General features: G+C 38.7%; 22 protein-coding genes. 8 read left to right on the forward strand and 14 right to left on the reverse strand.

Annotated features, from left to right (window positions below; genetic code table 11):
• Nucleotides 1–260: 260 nt before the first annotated feature.
• The 3 genes from HRT50_RS01090 to HRT50_RS01100 are packed head-to-tail and all read right to left on the reverse strand — an operon-like array spanning nt 261 to nt 2317.
• Entirely contained in the window at nt 261–983 is a 723-nt protein-coding gene (locus HRT50_RS01090) for an LrgB family protein (protein WP_291610450.1), read from the reverse strand.
• A complete protein-coding gene (locus tag HRT50_RS01095) occupies nt 983–1363 on the reverse strand; it encodes a CidA/LrgA family protein (RefSeq protein WP_291610452.1) in 381 nt (126 codons plus the stop codon). The genes HRT50_RS01090 and HRT50_RS01095 overlap by 1 nt, the downstream gene beginning before the upstream one ends.
• Nucleotides 1364–1369: 6 nt before the next feature.
• Entirely contained in the window at nt 1370–2317 is a 948-nt protein-coding gene (locus HRT50_RS01100) for a LysR family transcriptional regulator (protein WP_291610454.1), read from the reverse strand.
• 344 nt (nt 2318–2661) lie between these two features.
• On the opposite strand from HRT50_RS01100, the gene HRT50_RS01105 reads away from it, so the two are divergent.
• Nucleotides 2662–4245: an isocitrate lyase gene (locus tag HRT50_RS01105; protein ID WP_291610456.1), complete on the forward strand. Its 1584-nt coding sequence runs from the start codon at nt 2662–2664 to the stop codon at nt 4243–4245.
• 400 nt (nt 4246–4645) lie between these two features.
• Here the strand turns inward: HRT50_RS01105 and HRT50_RS01110 are convergent, their stop codons facing one another.
• A complete protein-coding gene (locus HRT50_RS01110) occupies nt 4646–5434 on the reverse strand; it encodes a YdiY family protein (protein WP_291610458.1) in 789 nt (262 codons plus the stop codon).
• A 238-nt stretch (nt 5435–5672) separates the two neighbouring features.
• Nucleotides 5673–5975: a metalloregulator ArsR/SmtB family transcription factor gene (locus HRT50_RS01115; protein WP_291610460.1), complete on the reverse strand. Its 303-nt coding sequence runs from the start codon at nt 5973–5975 to the stop codon at nt 5673–5675.
• A gap of 385 nt (nt 5976–6360) precedes the next feature.
• On the opposite strand from HRT50_RS01115, the gene HRT50_RS01120 reads away from it, so the two are divergent.
• The 3 genes from HRT50_RS01120 (at nt 6361) to HRT50_RS01130 (ending at nt 7685) form a co-directional block, all read left to right on the forward strand.
• Nucleotides 6361–6552 carry a DUF2892 domain-containing protein gene (locus HRT50_RS01120; protein WP_291610462.1) on the forward strand — a complete coding sequence of 64 codons (192 nt, stop codon included), beginning with the start codon at nt 6361–6363 and terminating at the stop codon, nt 6550–6552.
• A 58-nt stretch (nt 6553–6610) separates the two neighbouring features.
• Nucleotides 6611–6958 carry a rhodanese-like domain-containing protein gene (locus HRT50_RS01125; protein WP_291610464.1) on the forward strand — a complete coding sequence of 116 codons (348 nt, stop codon included), beginning with the start codon at nt 6611–6613 and terminating at the stop codon, nt 6956–6958.
• Between the two features lie 67 nt (nt 6959–7025).
• Nucleotides 7026–7685, forward strand: a complete 660-nt coding sequence (locus tag HRT50_RS01130; RefSeq protein WP_291610466.1) for a DsbA family protein — start codon at nt 7026–7028, stop codon at nt 7683–7685.
• A 140-nt stretch (nt 7686–7825) separates the two neighbouring features.
• On the opposite strand, the gene lysA is transcribed toward HRT50_RS01130, so the two are convergent.
• Together lysA and HRT50_RS01140 are read right to left on the reverse strand one after the other, a co-directional pair.
• A complete protein-coding gene (lysA, locus tag HRT50_RS01135) occupies nt 7826–9088 on the reverse strand; it encodes a diaminopimelate decarboxylase (RefSeq protein WP_291610468.1) in 1263 nt (420 codons plus the stop codon).
• A 593-nt stretch (nt 9089–9681) separates the two neighbouring features.
• The gene (locus tag HRT50_RS01140; protein WP_291610470.1) at nt 9682–10206 is read right to left on the reverse strand and encodes an NADPH-dependent FMN reductase; all 525 of its coding nucleotides are present in this window, start codon (nt 10204–10206) and stop codon (nt 9682–9684) included.
• A gap of 156 nt (nt 10207–10362) precedes the next feature.
• On the opposite strand from HRT50_RS01140, the gene HRT50_RS01145 reads away from it, so the two are divergent.
• Nucleotides 10363–11280, forward strand: a complete 918-nt coding sequence (locus tag HRT50_RS01145) for a LysR family transcriptional regulator (RefSeq protein WP_291610472.1) — start codon at nt 10363–10365, stop codon at nt 11278–11280.
• A gap of 43 nt (nt 11281–11323) precedes the next feature.
• Here HRT50_RS01145 and HRT50_RS01150 read toward each other — a convergent pair whose 3' ends face one another.
• Nucleotides 11324–12001, reverse strand: a complete 678-nt coding sequence (locus tag HRT50_RS01150) for a DUF2982 domain-containing protein (RefSeq protein ID WP_291610474.1) — start codon at nt 11999–12001, stop codon at nt 11324–11326.
• 63 nt (nt 12002–12064) lie between these two features.
• On the reverse strand, nt 12065–12502 hold the full coding sequence (locus HRT50_RS01155; RefSeq protein WP_291610476.1) for a DUF4124 domain-containing protein: 438 nt from the start codon (nt 12500–12502) through the stop codon (nt 12065–12067).
• A 196-nt stretch (nt 12503–12698) separates the two neighbouring features.
• Here HRT50_RS01155 and HRT50_RS01160 point away from each other — a divergent pair, with 196 nt between their 5' ends.
• Nucleotides 12699–13592 (forward strand): peptidoglycan DD-metalloendopeptidase family protein, encoded by an 894-nt coding sequence (locus tag HRT50_RS01160; protein ID WP_291610478.1) that lies wholly within the window; start codon nt 12699–12701, stop codon nt 13590–13592.
• Nucleotides 13593–13671: 79 nt separating this feature from the next.
• On the opposite strand, the gene ruvX is transcribed toward HRT50_RS01160, so the two are convergent.
• From ruvX to rsmE, 4 genes are all read right to left on the reverse strand, one after another.
• Entirely contained in the window at nt 13672–14121 is a 450-nt protein-coding gene (ruvX, locus tag HRT50_RS01165) for a Holliday junction resolvase RuvX (protein WP_291610480.1), read from the reverse strand.
• A 192-nt stretch (nt 14122–14313) separates the two neighbouring features.
• Nucleotides 14314–14961 (reverse strand): YqgE/AlgH family protein, encoded by a 648-nt coding sequence (locus HRT50_RS01170; protein WP_291610505.1) that lies wholly within the window; start codon nt 14959–14961, stop codon nt 14314–14316.
• Nucleotides 14962–15073: 112 nt separating this feature from the next.
• The gene (gene gshB, locus HRT50_RS01175; protein ID WP_291610482.1) at nt 15074–16036 is read right to left on the reverse strand and encodes a glutathione synthase; all 963 of its coding nucleotides are present in this window, start codon (nt 16034–16036) and stop codon (nt 15074–15076) included.
• Between the two features lie 165 nt (nt 16037–16201).
• Nucleotides 16202–16936 carry a 16S rRNA (uracil(1498)-N(3))-methyltransferase gene (gene rsmE / locus HRT50_RS01180; protein WP_291610484.1) on the reverse strand — a complete coding sequence of 245 codons (735 nt, stop codon included), beginning with the start codon at nt 16934–16936 and terminating at the stop codon, nt 16202–16204.
• Nucleotides 16937–17322: 386 nt separating this feature from the next.
• Between rsmE and HRT50_RS01185 the strand changes: the two genes are divergently transcribed.
• Together HRT50_RS01185 and HRT50_RS01190 are read left to right on the forward strand one after the other, a co-directional pair.
• Complete coding sequence (locus tag HRT50_RS01185; RefSeq protein WP_291610485.1) at nt 17323–17487, forward strand: hypothetical protein; 165 nt, start codon at nt 17323–17325, stop codon at nt 17485–17487.
• A gap of 9 nt (nt 17488–17496) precedes the next feature.
• Nucleotides 17497–17703, forward strand: coding sequence for a hypothetical protein (locus HRT50_RS01190; RefSeq protein WP_291610488.1), 207 nt, complete (start codon nt 17497–17499; stop codon nt 17701–17703).
• 145 nt (nt 17704–17848) lie between these two features.
• Here HRT50_RS01190 and metK read toward each other — a convergent pair whose 3' ends face one another.
• Entirely contained in the window at nt 17849–19036 is a 1188-nt protein-coding gene (gene metK, locus HRT50_RS01195; RefSeq protein ID WP_291610490.1) for a methionine adenosyltransferase, read from the reverse strand.
• Between the last annotated feature and the right edge of the window lie 154 nt (nt 19037–19190).

A 19190-nucleotide genomic window follows, 5' to 3' on the forward strand; every position in this document is an offset into this window, starting at 1 on the left:
ACAGAGCGGTAAATAAATCTTAATGATAATCCTAGGGCTTATTATCACTGCTGGCAATAGTACCTCCAGGCCCTAAAGCGATATATATTAAGGTTGTTTCTATTTTGATGGTTGTTAAGTTGTTGTTAAATAAGGTTAACTTTATATTGTTAACCTAGCTTAGCTACATTGAATGAGATTATTGTACTTCATGATAAACACCATTCATATTATGAATGGTGATGTTTTTACTTACTTACAGTGACTAATATCAACAACGTTTAGCTAAATAATTGCTGTAATAGCGGTATTAGCCAAGGGCTGATTAGTGCAGTGAGTAATGCGGATAAAATCAATGCAACTGAGCTATATGCACCATGCTCAGCACTCACTCTAACTAACACAGCGGTACCAATAGCATGGCTAGCACTGCCTATTGCTAATCCTTGAGCTTTTGCTGAGTTAACGCCAATAAAGCTCAGCCATGCAGGCCCGAGTAAACCGCCAAATAACCCGGCTATCAATATGGCAAAAGTAGTGATTGAGCTATCTCCGGACAATTGCTCAGTTAAAGTAATACCAATAGGGGTAGTAACAGATTTAAGCGATAAAGCTATGGCTATCTCAGGTGCTTTAATAAATATCATTGCCATAATAAAGCTCACTGTTATCACCACAATAATACCTAAGGTTAAAATAGACATAATTTCTCGCCAATGAAACTTTATCTGTCTAAGTTGTTGATAAAGGGGGAAGCCTAGGGCAACAATTGCGGGCTCTAACATAAGGTTAAGTACGTAAGTCGCTTGGCTATATTGTTGATAGTTAATATCAAAAAAAAGCAGTAGAGGCACCAATAAAGCGATGGTTATCAGCATAGGGTTTAACCAAATGGTTTGCCATTTTTGTTGCTGACTGGCTGCTAATTGATAGCTTGCCACCGTAATTAATATGATGGTTATACTTGCCAGAACTGGGTAGTCAATAAGTAAGCGAGTAAGCATTATTTTTGACTCATGGATGAATTGTCATCATTAGGTACTTGCTTAGTTAGCAAGCGTTCACTGAGGTAACCGATAACCGTCAATAAGATAAAGGTCGAGCTGAAAATAATAGCAATCAATGCTACACCGTGTTCTTGTATTAATTGAAAGTGATTAATTACCCCTACGCCTGCTGGGACAAAACAAACCCCCATATGCCTAACTAACCACTGATTGGTCGCGGTAACTTTTTTAGCACTAAACCAGTTTAGCTGTAAAAAGAGGGCATAAATAACCATGCCGTATAAGCTTGCCGGCAAACCTGCCAATAAATGGTGAGCAAGTTTTCCGAGCAATAAACTAATACTGATGGCAAAAAGGGTATAAAGCACATTTTTCATGGAATATTATTGATTCTCTTGGCATTCTTGTGCGGCAGCAATAACCAATTGTCTAAACCAAATATGGCTGGCGTCGTGATGCAATAAGGGACTCCAGATCATTTTTAACTCTATTTCCGGGATGTCAAAGGGCGGTTTTATAATAGTATAGTTACTGTCATTTTTATGTAACATCGCCGCTTTTGTTGGTAAAGTGGCAATTAAGTTATCTTCATAAGCCAATTGCATGGCAACATGGTAGTTACGGGTAAACACCTTAATGTCACGTTTCTTACCTAAGCGGGCCAGTGCTTCATCAACCCAGCCGAGTTTTTGTACATCTTTAGGGTCCATACCCACGCCGACACCAAAACCTGTTTTTGACACCCAGACGTGTTTAGCACCCAGGTAAGAATTTAAATTAAATTTACTGACTAATGGGCTGTCAGCATTTAATAAACAAGAAAAAGAGTCACGCCAAATCGCTTTTTGGTGGAAAGATTGTGGCAACTCATCAAAACGATTAATCGCCATATCAATTTTACCAGCCTCTACATCATGAAAGGTGACATCACTTGGCGTCATAATGTCTAAGGTGATATTAGGTGCTACTTCATTTAAAGCCCTTAGTAGTTTAGGGATCAACGTTGAAGCGGCATAATCACTGGCCATTATCCTAAAAACTCGCTGACTTTTTAATTCGTTAAATTCTTCTTCACCTTGCAAGGCTTCTTCTAACTCAAGCAATATTTTACGAATGCTTGGTCCTAAAGCGCGAGCACGCTCTGTCGGTACCATGCCATCAGAAGTACGCACTAAAATAGGGTCGTTAAATAACGTTCTTAGTCGTTTTAAGCCATTACTCATTGCAGGTTGAGTAATGTTAAGTTGGCTTGCGGCCCGAGTAACATTCTTCTCTCGCAATAATACGTCTAAATAAATAAGTAAATTCAAATCAATTTTAGAAATATTCATGTCGTTGATGGCTCTCTCAATAAATATAAGTCAGGTAGATATAAGCTATAAACAGGGCTAATTCAATGAGTTTTTGTGATTTAAGTGATAAAAACTGGTCGATAAGTGTCATAAATACGCTTGAGTATTCACATTGTGAATACCGGTCATTGTAATTATATATTTCAAAAATACCCTAAGCATGAGTTATTGTTTTTGTAGTCCGGCATGAAAGCTTACTTTTTGACATTCATTTCTAGGTATTGAACCTAAGTAATGAAACATTAGGGTGAGAGGTTAACAACCAATGCTAATAATTATTTATAACGATAACTTTATCTACAACAAGACTCTTGGAGAATGATATGTCTAACTATCAAAGTGCAATAGAAGCGGTTAAAGCAATTAAAGAACAAGCAGGTAGCTCTTGGGATGCTATTAACCCTGAGTCTATTGCTCGTATGCGAGCACAAAATAAATTTAAAACAGGCTTAGATATCGCTCAGTACACAGCAGATATTATGCGTAGAGATATGGATGCTTATGATGCTGATAGCTCTAAGTACACCCAATCTCTTGGTTGTTGGCATGGTTTTGTTGGTCAACAAAAAATGATTTCTATCAAGAAGCATTTTGATGGTAAAACAGACCGTCGTTATTTATACCTTTCAGGTTGGATGGTTGCGGCACTGCGCAGCGAATTTGGTCCTCTTCCTGATCAATCAATGCATGAAAAAACATCTGTCGCGTCTTTAGTTGCAGAGCTTTATACTTTCTTGCGTCAAGCTGATGCACGTGAATTAGGCGGTTTATTCCGCGAATTAGATAAAGCAAACGATGATGATAAAGCAGCTATCCAAGATAAAATAGATAATCACGTTACTCACGTTGTGCCAATTATTGCTGATATTGATGCCGGCTTTGGTAACGCTGAAGCGACTTACCTAATGGCTAAACAAATGATTGAGGCGGGTGCTTGTGCGCTGCAAATTGAAAACCAAGTTGCTGATGAAAAGCAATGTGGTCATCAAGACGGTAAAGTAACTGTACCTCACGCAGATTTTCATTCTAAGATTCGCGCATTACGTCATGCATTCTTAGAGCTAGGTATCGACAACGGTATTATCGTTTCACGTACAGATTCTGAAGGTGCAGGCCTTACTAAAGAAATTGCAGTGGTTAAAGAGCCAGGCGATCAAGGCGACATTTATAACTCTTTCCTAGACGTTGAAGAGATTGATGTAGCTGATATGGCTGAAGGCGATGTATGTTTTAATCGTGACGGTAAGTTAGTTCGTCCTAAGCGTTTACCTTCTGGTTTATACCAATTCCGCCAAGGCACCGGTGAAGAGCGTTGTGTATTTGACAGTATTGAAGCCATTAAAGCTGGCGCAGATTTACTTTGGATTGAAACGGCGACACCAAACGTTGCTGATATCACTGCTATGATGAACGAAGTACGTAAAGAAATCCCTAATGCTAAGCTGGTTTACAACAACAGCCCATCATTTAACTGGACGCTAAACTTCCGTCAACAGGCATTTGACGCCATGGAACAAGCGGGTGAAGATACATCTGCTTATGTTCGCGCAGATTTAATGAATGTTGATTATGATGATACTGAATTAGCGACCGCTGCAGATGACAAAATTCGTAGCTTCCAAGCGGATACTGCGCGTGAAGCAGGTATTTTCCATCACTTAATCACATTGCCTACGTACCACACCACTGCATTGTCTGTTGATAACTTGGCAAAAGAGTACTTTGGTGATGCGGCTATGCTGGGTTATGTTGAAGGTGTACAACGTAAAGAAATTCGTCAAGGCATCGCCTGTGTTAAACATCAAAACATGTCAGGCTCTGACATGGGTGATGATCACAAAGAATACTTTGCTGGTGAAAATGCCCTTAAAGCCGGTGGCGAGAAAAATACCTCTAACCAGTTTTAATACCAATTAGGTAAGTAATTTATCGCTAGTTAGTTAGCTAGTGAACGAATAAAAAAACCAGCCTTTATGGCTGGTTTTTGTTTTATACCAGTTTCATTAAGTTTGGCTTTTGTTGTACATAGGGAAAATACTTCAGGGCAAGGCGCTCGATTGAGCAATAGCTGGCGTGTGTGATTGAGAGCAACGCTGACATGGCGTATTTTATCCAGCACAAGTGAGTAATAATTTAATGACTTGGTATTCGTCTCTGCAAAAATTAAGTTTATTGAGGCACAAAAAAGGCTGCCTATTAAAGTTAATAGACAGCCTTTGCTAATATTTTGTAATGCTTTGTCGTGCTTTCTGAGATTAAGCGCGTAAAAAGCAGTTATCGCTAACTTAGTAATTTATCGATTTTAGCTTAGAAGCTATAAACTAAAGTTACTGAAGTCTCAGTGTTCATTTTTTCAAAGCCTTCTTCTACTTGAGTATCGTAATCAACACGAAAAGCGAATTTAAATTGTAATGAATCAATTAACTTAGTTGTTAGTGATGTTTCTGATTTATAAACACTGTTTTTATCAGATTCAAAGGCTTGCTTAGCAACAAAGTATTGTTTGAACTCAACAAATTCATTGATTTGCTTAGTATATAAAGCTTGTGCTTGTACTATTGCCGCTGTTTCACCTTTTTCAATAATAGCAGCATCATTTTCTGTTGCCGGCATAGCGCGAATTACGTCGTACTTTACACCTGGACCAATATCAGCGAAAAATGAACTGGTTTCAGTTTCCCACCAGTGACGACCCCAACCAAATGAAGCGGAAGTTTGGTAAGCGAAGCTGCTGAACTTATCTTGTTGATAATAAGCGCTGCCGTAAAGATAGTTTTTACCACCTTCTTCTAACGAGTAGTTAGTCTGACCTAGGATATCCCATTTATTATCTGTGCTTTCAAATTCATCTTCTGTTTCAAGTTTTTTAGCCAGGGCATTAAAAGTTAATAAGTTTAACCATCGTCCTTCTTCATGTTTAATATTTATGCCGGCTTTGATATCACCGCTTTTAGTGTTACCCGTTTTAAATAAAAAACCTAACTCGGCCGAAATAGTTAACGTTGATTTTTCTTCATCAACAGCTTCTTCTGCCAAGGCATATTGGCCGGTAAAAGGTAATAAAAGCAGTGCGGCAGTAGCCATTTTAGTTTTCATGTTCATCCTTAAAAAATGATAATTGATCGATTAAAATGTAGAGGGTATTAAAATTGCCGCGATCCTATCAAATTTTTGCAAAACAGCCAACTTGTAAGCTTATGTAAATGAAAAAATCTTAATAAATTAAGCTTATTTTTATAAACTGGTAAATTAAACAATATATATCATTCTGTTAATTTATTTAACGCTTGTTCTCTAGATGCCTTGAACAGGCTAACCAGGATTAATCATGACACTAATCCCGACAAAACTTCTCATGTAGTACCACTAACAAGTCGGCAATTTTCGGGTTGGCAATACGATATAAAATAGTTTGCGACTCACGCCTTGTGGTCACTATGTTACTTTCTCTGAGTTTGGCAAGGTGTTGAGATAGTGCTGACTGTGAAAGGTCGATACGCTGGTTTAAATCACCGACAGTAAGTTCACTTTCGCTTAAACAGCAAAGGATCATTAACCGGTAAGGATTGGATAGTTGTTTCAAAATACCAGCAACTTCTTGGGCATTTTCAAGCAGTTTTTCTTGTTCACTGTTCATCAGGTTTCCATTGTTATTGGCTCTGTAGCAAGAGTTTTACTTTATACTTGCTTTCTATATTAGTAAAGGCTAATGTGTTGTTTTTAATATTAGTAAATGCTAATGTTTGTATTGGCATTAAGCTCAAAGCTTAAAGCTTGGGTTAAGGTTCAAGCCAACTTAATTTATTAAAGGCTAACCGCAATTTATACCCGTTCCACCTGAAAATGCAGGATTCAGCTGGAATTAAAAACGCCTTAGGCAAGTCATATCTCTACGTTGCATTTCTTATTAAGGGAATAACCATTAATAAAAAATGCGCCTTGATTATGAATTGCTCAGTCTTCCTGAAACAAGCATCTTCAAGTGGAACGGGTATTACATCTATAAATCAACAGGAAGCACTATGACTATAAACGAAGCTCTAAGATTAACTGCGGGTATTTTTGTCTTACTATCTCTTTATTTAGTCGTTAATTACAGCCAAGACTGGCTTTGGTTTACTGCTTTTATAGCAACTAATTTAATACTGTCATCTTTCACTAAGCTCTGCTTTATGATGTCTGTATTTAGAAAGCTTGGCTTTAAAGATGACTAATCCGTTTGGTATATATTAGCTTTAATCAGTTTTACCAAACACTCAAAGGGGAATTAAAATGTTAAAAACAATACCGGAAGTAATCGCAGAAGCACGAGCATCATTAACTGTTATTAGTGCAGAGCAAGCGGTCGTGCTGGTTAAGAAAGAGCAGGGTGTGATAATTGATGTCCGTGAGCCCAGTGAATATGCTGAAAAATCAGCTCAAGGCACCATCAATATTCCTCGAGGCTTAGTTGAAATGAAAATGTTACAACTTTACCCCAATGAAACACAGCCAATATTTTTACATTGTGCCACAGGTGCTAGGGCTATTCTTTCTGCCGAGCAATTAAAGCGGGTAGGCTATGTCAATGTCTCTGTAATTAGCTCAAGTCTTGATGATATTTGTCGTGCATTTACTTAACTAACAAATGTTGGATACTTGCTATTAGTTCGTTGGAATTAAAAACTTTATAAAATAGGAGTAAAGTATGGCAACCACAGTTGTTATCGATTATTACAGTGATGTTTTATGTGTATGGGCATGGATTGCCCAGCGTAGAATAGATGAATTGAATGAAAAGCTAAGCAATAAAATCGAAATACGTTACCACTACCTTGATGTTTTTGGCGATGCAGCTAATAAAATACCCAAGCAATGGGCTGAGCGTGGAGGCTATGCCGGTTTTGCTAAGCATGTTGTTGACTCCGCTGCGCCTTATCCTGATGCACAGATAAATCCAAATATCTGGCATAAAGTTCGTCCGACTACCTCGGCTAATGCGCATCTAGTGCTTAAAGCCATTGAGCTGAGTTATGGCAAAGATAAAAGTATTGAATTGGCGTTATTCATCCGCCAAGCCTTTTATATTGATGGCCAAGATATTTCGCAATTACCCCTGTTGTTCTTATTACTGGAGAGAGCGGGTATTGCGCTTGAGCCTGTCAATAAAGCGCTAAATGATGGTAGCGCCATGGCTTTATTAATGGCCGACTACCAACAAGCCAGGGCTTTATCATTAAAAGGTAGTCCATCTTATATTATCGATAACGGTAGGCAGGTACTTTATGGCAATGTTGGTTATCGAGTGTTGTTGACAAATATTGAAGAGCATTTAAAACAGCCTGCGGCTGAAGCAAGCTGGTGTTAAGTATTGAGTCTTAGGTGTTTTACAAACAGAAGTGAGTAATACTAGAGGCTAGCAGCCAATGCGCTGATTGACTGCTAAGTGATAGCTCTAATTAATAGTTCTAAGTTCTAACTCTTAGTCATTGTTCATTGCGGTAAATATTACAGCCAGCTTGGCGTAATATCTTGTTTGATAATATCTTCATAACTAGGACGCTTTCTTATTACCGCAAACTCACTGCCTTTCACCATCACTTCTGGCGCTAATAAACGGGTATTGTAGCTTGATGACATTACTGCGCCATAGGCACCACTGCTCATAATTGCGATTAAATCACCGGCATCGGATTCATGTACTTGCCTCGCTTTGGCAAAGGTATCACCCGTTTCACAAACAGGGCCAACGACATCATAGGTTTTTAACTCACGTTCACCTTTATTGACGGCAATAATTTGATGATATGCATCATACATACTGGGTCTGATCAAATCATTCATACCAGCATCTAGCATTAAAAATTGACGCTCTTCACCATTTTTTACAAACGCGACACTGGATACCAAAATACCGGCATTACCTAAAAGTGAACGGCCGGGCTCAAGAATTATTTTACAGTTAAGGTGGCCAAGTTGGGCTTTGACCATCTCGGCATAAGTCTGTTTGCTAGGAATAACTTCATCAAGGTAGGTAATACCTAAACCACCACCGACATCCACCACGCTAATGTCATGACCATCTGACCTAAGCTCAGTAACAAGTTCCGCAATACGTTGGTAGGCTTCTGCAAAAGGAGCCAAGCTAGTTAATTGTGAACCAATATGTACATCTACACCTTGAATTTTTATGCCAGGTAACGCTGCCGCTTGATTATAAGCAATACGCGCTTTTGAAATAGGCACGCCAAACTTATTTTCCGCTTTTCCTGTTGAAATCTTTGCGTGGGTTTGCGCACAAACATCAGGGTTAATACGAAAAGCAATCGCCGCAGTGGTGTTAAGTGACGTGGCTACTTTCGATATTAATTCTAATTCTGGCTCAGATTCGACATTGAATTGCAGAATACCTAAAGATAAGGCGTAGTGAATTTCTTCTTGGCTTTTAGCAACACCGGAATAAACAATTTTATTGGCTGGAATGCCTGCTGCAATAGCACGGCGAATCTCACCCATAGATACTACATCCGCACCAGAGCCTAATTTAGCTAAGGTAGCAAGTACCGCTTGGTTACTGTTTGCTTTTACCGCAAAACAAACCAGAGCATCTTGAGCGCTAAAAGCATTTTTATACTCTTGGTAACTTGTCTCGATGGCTGTACTTGAATAGCAATAAAAAGGAGTTTTTACCTGTTTGGCAATATCGCTAATAGCAATATCGTCAACATACATTTCATTATTTTTGTGCGGGAAGTAGCTAACTGGTGTCATAGAGTAATCATTGGGTATTGAGCAAAGATAATGTAACTCAATTTATGCTAACTGGTCACACTATTCAAGGGGGGAAGTGTAATAATACCAAGTCCATTAAATTAGTTCCCACTCAGAGCTTGTCAGCGTTTTGAGAACAAATAGAATTTTTGTGTATATAGTCACTCTATATCAAAGAAATTGTGTGCGGTTATCTAATCGCTGGNAAACTCCTGAAGGGCGAGTTTAAAAGGCTTACAGCCTGCGTTATTGATTTTGACAAGGGAATAACCATTCTCTTCAATCAATGCCTTGCCTCTAAGCCTTTTCAATCTCGCCGAGTGGGAAAAAACTTATTGGAATTAGTATAAGGTAAGGTAAAAAGTTATAGCTCATAACGTGAATCGACTGGAGTAGGTTTTACTCAAATATATTTTACCGATTCAATAGAAGACGTTAATGGCTACTTGGGGGGGAATTGTTATAGCTACTATCATTTGTATGGGGGCTTAAGTTATCACTTGAGTTGGTCGTTGAAGTTAAAGCTAAGTAAAGCGAATTCAGGTGAGTTAAAGCTGCTTTATTTACTAAAGCAGCTTAATAATTACCAAGTTTTAGCTTAGTTGAGCAAGGGCTGACTGTAATTCATCAAGTAGTGCCGGGTTGGTAATTACTTGTTTTTCGCTATCGAAATTATCAAAGAAGTTTGGGATTGATAAACTCGCTTTTACATCAGCGGCAAAATAAGGGGCTGAACCCGTTGCTGCGGTTAATACCGTTTTAGCGCCGCCAGGACCTGGTGAAGTTGCCAGTAAAACCATAGGTTTATTTTGAAACAACTTCATATCGATGCGAGAAGTCCAGTCAAATAAGTTTTTATAAGCGGCGGTATAAGAGCCGTTATGCTCAGCAAATGAAATGATAATGGCATCCGCTTGGCCTAGTTTAGCGAAAAATGCTTTAGCGGCATCAGGCTGACCTAATTCGTCTTCTCTGTCTTGACTGAATAAAGGCATTTCATAATCATTAATGTCTAAAATTTCTACCGAGGCACCGGGTACTAATGAGGCTGCGTAAGTGGCAAGTTGTTTATTGATTGATTTTGAGCTGCTGCTGGCGGCGAAGGCTAATAATTTCATAATGGTGCGTCCTTTAACTGTTTATAATGTTTAATTAAATGCTTCATTCACTGGTAAATAGGTGACTAAACACTTTGGCTTAAACTCAAGATGTAAGTAGTATATAACTATAACCGAACGTAATTAATACCCTTAAATGAGAAAGACTATTTCCATATGACTCATAATGACGACTCAAAGCTATTCGATGGCATGGTTATCTTTACCAAAGTGATAGAGTGTGGCAGTTTTTCTGGCGCAGCGATAGCAACAGGTCATTCAAATTCCTACATCAGTAAAACCCTTAATAAACTTGAAGCACGTGTGGGTGTTCGTTTGTTAAACCGAACTACCCGCTCTATTAGTTTAACCCCCGAAGGGCAAGTGTATTATGAGCAATGTCAGCAGCTAGTCTTCGATGCTCATGATGCAGTATCGCTATTAAAACAAAGCCATATTGAGCCTAAAGGTGTGCTTAAGGTGAGTTGTCCGACTTCGTTAGCAGAAAATCATTTGCAAGGCGTGGTGTCAGAGTTTATGCATCAGTACCCGGAAGTAAACCTGGTGTTAGACTTAAATGATCGGCATGTCGACTTAGTGCAAGATGGCTTTGACTTAGTCATTAGAGCAACAGAGCAGTTGGCGGAGTCTAGTTTAGTTTGCCGAAAAATATATAGCTGTAAAGGCTATACCGTAGCATCACATGATTATCTTAAACGCTTTGGCAGACCTAAAACTATCGAGCAACTTAAGTCACACCAGTGCATTTGTTACAGTAATGCCAAGCAAGCCAATAAGTGGATCTATAGCCAAAGCAATGGCACTGAAAGCCAAGTTGAAGTAAAGGCCAAATTATTATGCAATAGCGCTAGTATGGAGTTGGCCATGGTACTTGCTGGCCATGGAATTTGTCGTTTACCTGAATTTGTTATGGAGCAAGCCCTCAAAGAAGAGAAATTAGCGATACTGTTCAGTGACTATCTCTCACCAATTATTGATGTTTATGCTATTTATCCCAGTAGAAAACATTTATCACCTAAAGTGCGCTGCTTTATTGATTTACTCGTTGAAAAAATGCCTAAGGTTTCGCTTTAGCGATGTTATGTAACGAGGGCAGCGCTGTTTCTAAATGTTTTTCTTAGCTATATTCAACAGAAGATTTCATACATTGTTTCAGTAAAGTGCAAAACTCATTAAGCTCGCGGTCCATGGCCGTTTCGGGTATAAATAAATGATAGCCCAAGGCTTGATGTAACACTGAACTGTGATGAAGGAATGCTGCTAAGGGCCCGGTGATTGATTCACCTGAAGGTAATTCAAATGCTTCGAAGCTTAATTGACTTTGCTCAAGGGTAAGATACTTCAGCTTAATAGCTAGGGCTAACAGAGGCCTTTGTTCATGGATTAGTCGATTAGCTAAACGCGGGGAAATCTGCTTGGCCAGTATCGATAGCTGTATTAAGCGAATGCCAATAAAAGGAAGTTGTATTTGCTCAAACCCTAAGGTTTCATTCATTAAAGAAATTCGCTTGATTTGCAGCCAATCAACTTGCCAGTGACCACAACTGTGCTGGTATATTATTCCTTTAGGGTTAAGGCTTAAGCTATATTTCGGTTGTAGATATTTAGCTAAACCCGTTATAAATATCACTAGTTCAGACAAGTAAATAAAGGTTAGCACTAACTGAAATTGTCGCCAATAACTCAGACTAAAGACTAAGGTCGTAATAAATAGTATGAGTGCAGTAAGCATTAAAAAAAGCGCGTGGTGATTACTCTGCGCTTTAATGTTTATAACAGGTAACTTACTTGCCATGAGTTCACACCTCACATATATATATCACCTAGGAGGACTTAATCTGAGTTAACCTTTTTAAAATTAACTACAGGTCTTTTTAATTGCTTTAGTGAGTTTTTTCTTATTTGTCTTTAGTTGCTCTTCATTTTGAAAGCTAGGTTCACCTTCGGGTGACATCATGTAAAAACGGCCGCCTTGATTAATGAGGGCAAGTTCGCTTTTCATTTGATTACAATAGGCTTTATTTTTGTATGCTAATTTAGCCTCTTTTTGAGCTCGCTCAGCTTTTGCTTGTTTAGTTTTATTATAGTCTTGTTGCCACTGACTATTTATGGTGACAGGGTTGGCAATATTATTATTTTTTTTGGGCGTTATTATGGTGACGTTTTCATTAGAAATAGGTTTATCGCTAAAGTGAACTTTACCGTTTTTATCGGTCCAGGTATAAATTTCAGCGGATAAGTTAAATGATAAAGTGCTGGCTGCCAATAATAAAATTGTGCCTAATAGTCTTTGCATATTGATAAAATTCCTTTTAATTATATTTAAAGCGTCTTAAAACAGTCTTAAACAACCTTTAAATAAGTATGCTTGGTAGCTAGTGATAGCAGTGAGTTTGCCATCAAACTAAACCATAACATAGCTGCATGCTAATATAGGAGCTTGCAGTAAATAATTTTATCACTAACATAAAGTTAAACAAGGAAGGTTAATAATGAAAAGCTTATTGGTATTATTACTAATTAGTGTTTGTTTTAATGTATGCCAAGCGGGGCAAATGTATAAATACAAAGATGCTAATGGCAACTGGGTTTTTAGTGATAAACCACCGCAATCTGAACAAAGCTTCGAAACGCTAAAATACAGCCAAGCCAAAAACCCAAGCAGTAAAATTAAGCTCTATTATGTTAAGAATAGTGAAGGCTTTACCCTATATGGCAAAAATTCTTTTTATACGGCCGTTGAAATAGGCTTTACCTCAGCAATAACTAAAAAACAGTTTCGAAAAGTGATCCCCGCACGAGATAGCATTGCTTTATTTCACAGTGATAAAAAAGTTGGCAATATAAATTATCGCTGGGCTTTGGGCGACCCTAGTAGTGTTGCCGATAATTCCCCATACCATGCACCTTTTTCTTCACCTAAGGGGCACACAATTAGCCAAGCCTTTAATGGTAAATTTTCCCATACCAATGACTACAATAAATATGCGGTAGATATCGCCATGGATGTGGGTACTTACCTAACTGCAGTGCGAGCAGGGACAGTGGTTTGGGTTAAAGATGATTATCATATGAGTGGCACGACAAACTATTTCTTAGATAAAGCCAATGGTATTAAAGTGCTGCATGATGACGGAACTTTTGCATCATACGCACATATATTGATGGACACGGCAATGGTAAAAGAGGGGGATAAAGTAGTCCTTGGTGACAAGTTAGCTCGCTCAGGCTCGTCAGGATTTTCCACCGGACCTCATTTACATTTTTCTATTATTAAAAATGTGGGGCTAAAAAATATCGCCATTCCTTTTACCTTTGTTGATAATAATGGCATGGCATTTACCCCCAAAAGAGCAATGATTATGGTAGGAACCAGTAAGCCTTAACTTGGTGCTCAGGCTCACTTTGTTTCATTTGTATTTAGTTTATCAGTGCTTTAATCTATTAAGTGCTAGCGCTTTGCCATTACTCACCATATTGCTGCTCAAAATAGCTTTCAATAATTAAGCGGGCAGACTCAGCATCAATATTATCTTTTTTGAGGTTCTTAAAGCCGCCACGGGCAAATAATTGCTCTTTGGCATCCGCGGTAGTTAAGCGCTCATCTTGAAACTCTACTTTAATACCAAAACGGCCATGCAGACGGTTACCAAATTTCTTGGCATCTAGGGTAAGTTGCTGCTCACTACCATCCATATTAAGGGGTAAGCCAACTACAATAAAATCTGGTTGCCATTCAGTCAGGTATTTAGCTAAATTGTCCCAATGCGGAATACCATCGGTCGCTTTAACAGAGCCAAGTGGTGTGGCACTACCGGTCATTTCTTGGCCTACGGCAACACCAATATATTTCTTACCAAAATCGAAGCCGATAACGGTACGTTGGCCAATAGGCGATTTAGTTTTACTAGACATTTTTTTCCTTGAGTGCAATGAAGTCTTCACTTAATGCTATTTAGTGCTGTTTACTACTGCTTAGTGCCGCTGTATTTCAGCTAACAGTATTTAAAGTTAGCAGCATTAAAGATCACGGCATTAAAAGTAACTGTATTTAAATTAACCGTTTAAAAGTCACAGTATTTAAGGTAAGTGTATTGGAGATGACAACTAAGCATGGCCTATATCTGAGGATAAATGGGCTAGATCTATCCCCAGTTTTTCCGTGGATTTTTTCCAACGTTGCTCTATTGGCGTATTGAAAAGAATCTCGCTATCTGCAGGAGCGGTTAACCAAGAATTGGCTTGCAGCTCTTGTTCAAGTTGACCAGGTCCCCAACCAGCATAACCAAGCGTTACCATAAATTGTTCAGGCGCTTTTTCAGTACCTAAAGCCATCAGGATGTCCTTTGAAGTGGTGATCATTAACTCTTTGCTCAATGTTAATGAACTACTCCAGCCAGATTGTGAACTATGCAAAACAAAGCCACGGTGTTGAGAAATAGGGCCACCGGAAAGTACTAATTGCTCTAAGCTATTGCTGCTATCCGTTGACGTAGTGCCATCACTTTTATTCGATAAGTCACTACTCTCAGTGGAATTACTGCTGTCGCTCTCAGTACCTAGCTCAGCTTTAACATCTTCTTCTGGCTCTAGTTGCTTAAGTAAGTCCGATAAGGTGAGCTTTACTGGCAAGTTGATGATTAAGCCCATAGCCCCATCTTCATTATGTTCACAAATGTAAGTGACAGTTTTATTGAAATAGGGATCACCAAGCGTGGGCATGGCAATCAGCAACTGGTTTTCTAAACTAACCATTGATTGTGATTCATTTTTTGCTTGCGAACTTTCGAACTTTGCTTTTAATGCTGATTTTTGTTGTTTTGCCATGCCGTTTTAGCTCTTTATTTTTTGATGTTATCTTTTAATCTTATCTTTTAATATTATCTTCAATAGCGTCCATCAACTTACCACTAATATTTATTGGGTAAGCCGCTTCAATTTCACGAATACAAGTAGGGCTAGTAACATTAATTTCAGTAATTTTATCGCCAATAACATCTAGACCAACGAAATATAAACCACGCCTTTTCAATTCAGGGGCAATGGCATCGGCAATGGCTTTATCACTAACACTTAAAGGACGAGCTACACCACGTCCGCCGGCGGCTAAATTACCACGAGTTTCACCTTTAGCAGGTATACGCGCTAAACAATAAGGCATAGTTTCACCATTAACTATAAGAATACGCTTATCACCATCAGCAATTTCCGGCAGAAACTCTTGTACCATGGCATATTGCTCGCCATTGTTGGTTAAGGTTTCGATAATAACGCCAACATTCGCGTCATTAGCTTTTATGCGGAATATCGATGCGCCACCCATACCATCAAGCGGCTTAATAATGACATCTTTTTCTTTTTGGTGAAATTCGCGGATTTTAACACTGCTACGGGTTACTAAGGTTTTAGGAGTAAAGTCGCTAAACCAAGCAGTAAATAGTTTTTCATTACAATCACGTAAACTTTGTGGCTTATTAATAATTAGTGTACCTGCCTCTTCAGCACGTTCTAGCATGTAAGTTGCGTAAATAAATTCGGTATCAAAGGGTGGATCTTTACGCATTAATACCGCATCTAATTCACTAACCGCGATATCTTGAGGATCTGACAGCTCATACCAATGCTCACTATCATCAAAAACTTTTACCCTATGCGTAGTGGCATGACATTGACCTTGTTCAAGGTATAAGTCTTTCATTTCCATATAGTAAAGTTCATAGCCACGTTTTTGAGCTTCAAGCAGCATCGCCATGGATGAATCCTTGGCCACTTTCACTTGTGAAATAGGATCCATTACTATACCGAGTTTTATTACTTTATTTGTAGTCATTTTATATCCTGTTCAATGTTTATGTTAACTTTGCTGTTAGTCGTTATTGCCGCAGTCTTTGAGCTATTGCTCAAGGTAAAAATCATCGCGATTAAAAACTTATAACCGATTAAAACATCTCGGCTATGAGGGTAGCAAAGGTTTATTAAAAATAATTTTGTTAATTTATTTAAGGTCACCAAATTTACATTGTAAGGCAGTAATTGCTGTTAATGCTGCAGTTTCAGTGCGTAATACTCTTGGCCCAAGCAAGACATCATGAAAACCACTGTCATTAGCTTCGGTTATTTCTTCATCACTTAAGCCACCTTCGGGGCCTATTAGCAAGCGAACACGGGTGTTTTCCATGGGTAAACTCATGATGGAGTGTTCGGCTTTTGGGTGTAAATTGATTTTTAAAGCGCTGGTTTTCTGTGCTAACCAATCAGCTAGCAATATTGGCTCAGCAACTATGGGCACGCTGGTACGGCCGCTTTGCTCACAAGCACTTATCACTATTTTTTGCCATTGTTGGCGCTTTTTCTCCATACGTTCAGCATTGAGTTTTACTCCGCAGCGCTCGGTAAATAACGGCGTAATGCTATTCACGCCTAGTTCAACTGATTTTTGTAAGGTAAAGTCCATTCTATCGCCGCGAGAAATCCCTTGGCCCAAATGGATATTCAGGGGTGATTCACTGTTATTTTCTTCTTGGGATATTACCTTCACTTGAGCTGATTTTTTGCTGACATTACATAATGTTGTTGTATATTGAAAAGGCTCGCTACCATTAAACATTGTGATGGTATCGCCATTTTTTAGGCGTAAAACTCGCACCACATGACCAAAGGCGTCATCTGATAATGTTACAGTTTCGTTGAGTGCAAACTGGCTTTGTTGATAAATTCTAGGGTTACGCATAAATAAGGCTTAAAAGTAAATCATTATTGTCTAACTAAAATAAGGGCGGTGCAGGTAAAAAACAATACGTAAATGTATATAATTGTGCTCATTTCTCAGTTTTATTTGACTCGTTAGAAGATAACTTGTAATTGTCTTAAACAATATAAATAAAAAGGAATGATAATGAAAAATTTATACTTACCACGCTCGCGGCGGGTGTACTTTCTTTAGGCTTTGCAAGTCAGTCAGCTATTGCTGTTGAAATTATCTCAGTAGATAAAAACTTTGCAAGCCCAATAATTTCATTAAGTGGTTACAATAAGGTATATATTCAGGACTTAGACCTTTCTCATACTAAAATTATTTCACCACCATGGATTGATAAAGACAGCTTTCATTGGAAAGTGACAGATAGCAACAAAACGCATTTAAAAGAGCGCTTTCAAAAAGGTGTTGCTGCCGGTTTAACTGAAAATAATGGCCGCTACGAAATTGTCGAGAAAGAAGGCAAGGGCGTATTGATTGTTGATGTAAAAATTATCAGTTTTATGCCATATGCCTCACAATAAGATACCGAAGTGACTACAAAAGGAGCCGGTGAATTTCATTTATCAGTTCAGTTACGTGATGGCAAGTCTAGAAGCTTAATTCATATTTTTGAAGGTACGGTAGCGATTGGTAGTGATTACCAACCAAATACTGCAATGGAACGTGCTAAAGATGCCAAGGTTTTATTCAAAGCGTGGGGCAAATCTTTACGTAAAAAACTAGATGCTGCTAACTAGTCTCTATGTAAGTCATAAATGACTAAGGCATAAACAAAAAGCCGGTACACCTAAAAGGTATACCGGCTTTTTACGTCTAGAGTTTACCCTAGCGCCAATTTCCTCGTTAAGAGTGCCTGAACGAGAATAAGTGTTCTGTTATAGGTTATAACCCCGCAGCTTTACGTAAATCGTCTGCTTTATCGGTTTTTTCCCAGCTAAAGGCGGTGAAAGTATCATCACCAACAGTCATTTCATAAGGTTCACGACCAAAGTGACCGTATGCTGCTGTTTGCTGATACATAGGGTGCAATAAATCTAACATTTTAGTAATGCCGTATGGACGTAAGTCAAAGTGCTCACGTACTAGCTCAACTAACTTTTCTTCAGATATTTTACCGGTACCAAAAGTATCGATTGAAATTGACGTCGGCTCAGCAACCCCAATAGCATAAGATATTTGGATTTCACAGCGATCTGCAAGACCCGCAGCAACAATGTTTTTGGCAACATAGCGACCCGCATAAGCAGCACTGCGATCAACTTTTGATGGATCTTTACCTGAGAAAGCACCACCGCCGTGACGAGCCATGCCACCATAGGTATCAACAATAATCTTACGACCGGTTAAACCACAATCACCTACTGGACCACCAATAACAAAACGACCTGTTGGGTTGATATGATATTTTGTTTCAGGGGTAAGCAACTCAGCGGGCAATACGTGCTTGATAATATTTTCCATTACCGCATTAATTAAATCTTCTTGTTTAATATCAGGGTTATGCTGAGTAGAAAGTACTACAGTATCAATCGCTACTGGCTTGTTATCTTCGTAGATAAAAGTCACTTGTGATTTAGCATCTGGACGTAACCAAGGTAAAATACCTGACTTACGTGCTTCAGCTTGACGCTCAACTAAACGATGTGAATAGTATAGTGGTGCCGGCATTAATGTAGGTGTTTCGTTGGTTGCATAACCAAACATTAAACCTTGATCACCCGCACCTTGCTCTTCTGGTTTACTGCGGTCAACACCTTGAGCTATTTCAGGTGATTGCTGACCAATCAAATTCATGATGCCACAAGTTGCGCCATCAAAACCAACATCTGACGAGGTATAACCTATTTCACTGATAACATTACGAGTGATTTTCTCTAAATCAACCCAAGCGTTAGTCGTTACTTCACCAGAAATAATAGCAACACCAGTTTTCACCATAGTCTCACAGGCAACACGGGCATGTTTATCTTGGGCAATAATAGCATCTAATACCGCATCAGAAATTTGATCGGCAATTTTATCAGGATGGCCTTCAGAAACAGACTCGGAAGTAAAAAAGTGTCTAGACATAAGTTCTCAGAAAAATTTGAGTTATACAAAATAATGTGGCGATTCTACACCTGTTGAAATCAACTATCTAGCTTTTTTACGCCTAGACGGCTAAACGGCTCTAATTTTTTTGATTCTCTTGTGTTAGATTAACTTTTGTCAGTATTTTATCGGA

This window comes from Colwellia sp., from assembly GCF_013215345.1.
GTDB lineage: Bacteria > Pseudomonadota > Gammaproteobacteria > Enterobacterales > Alteromonadaceae > Colwellia.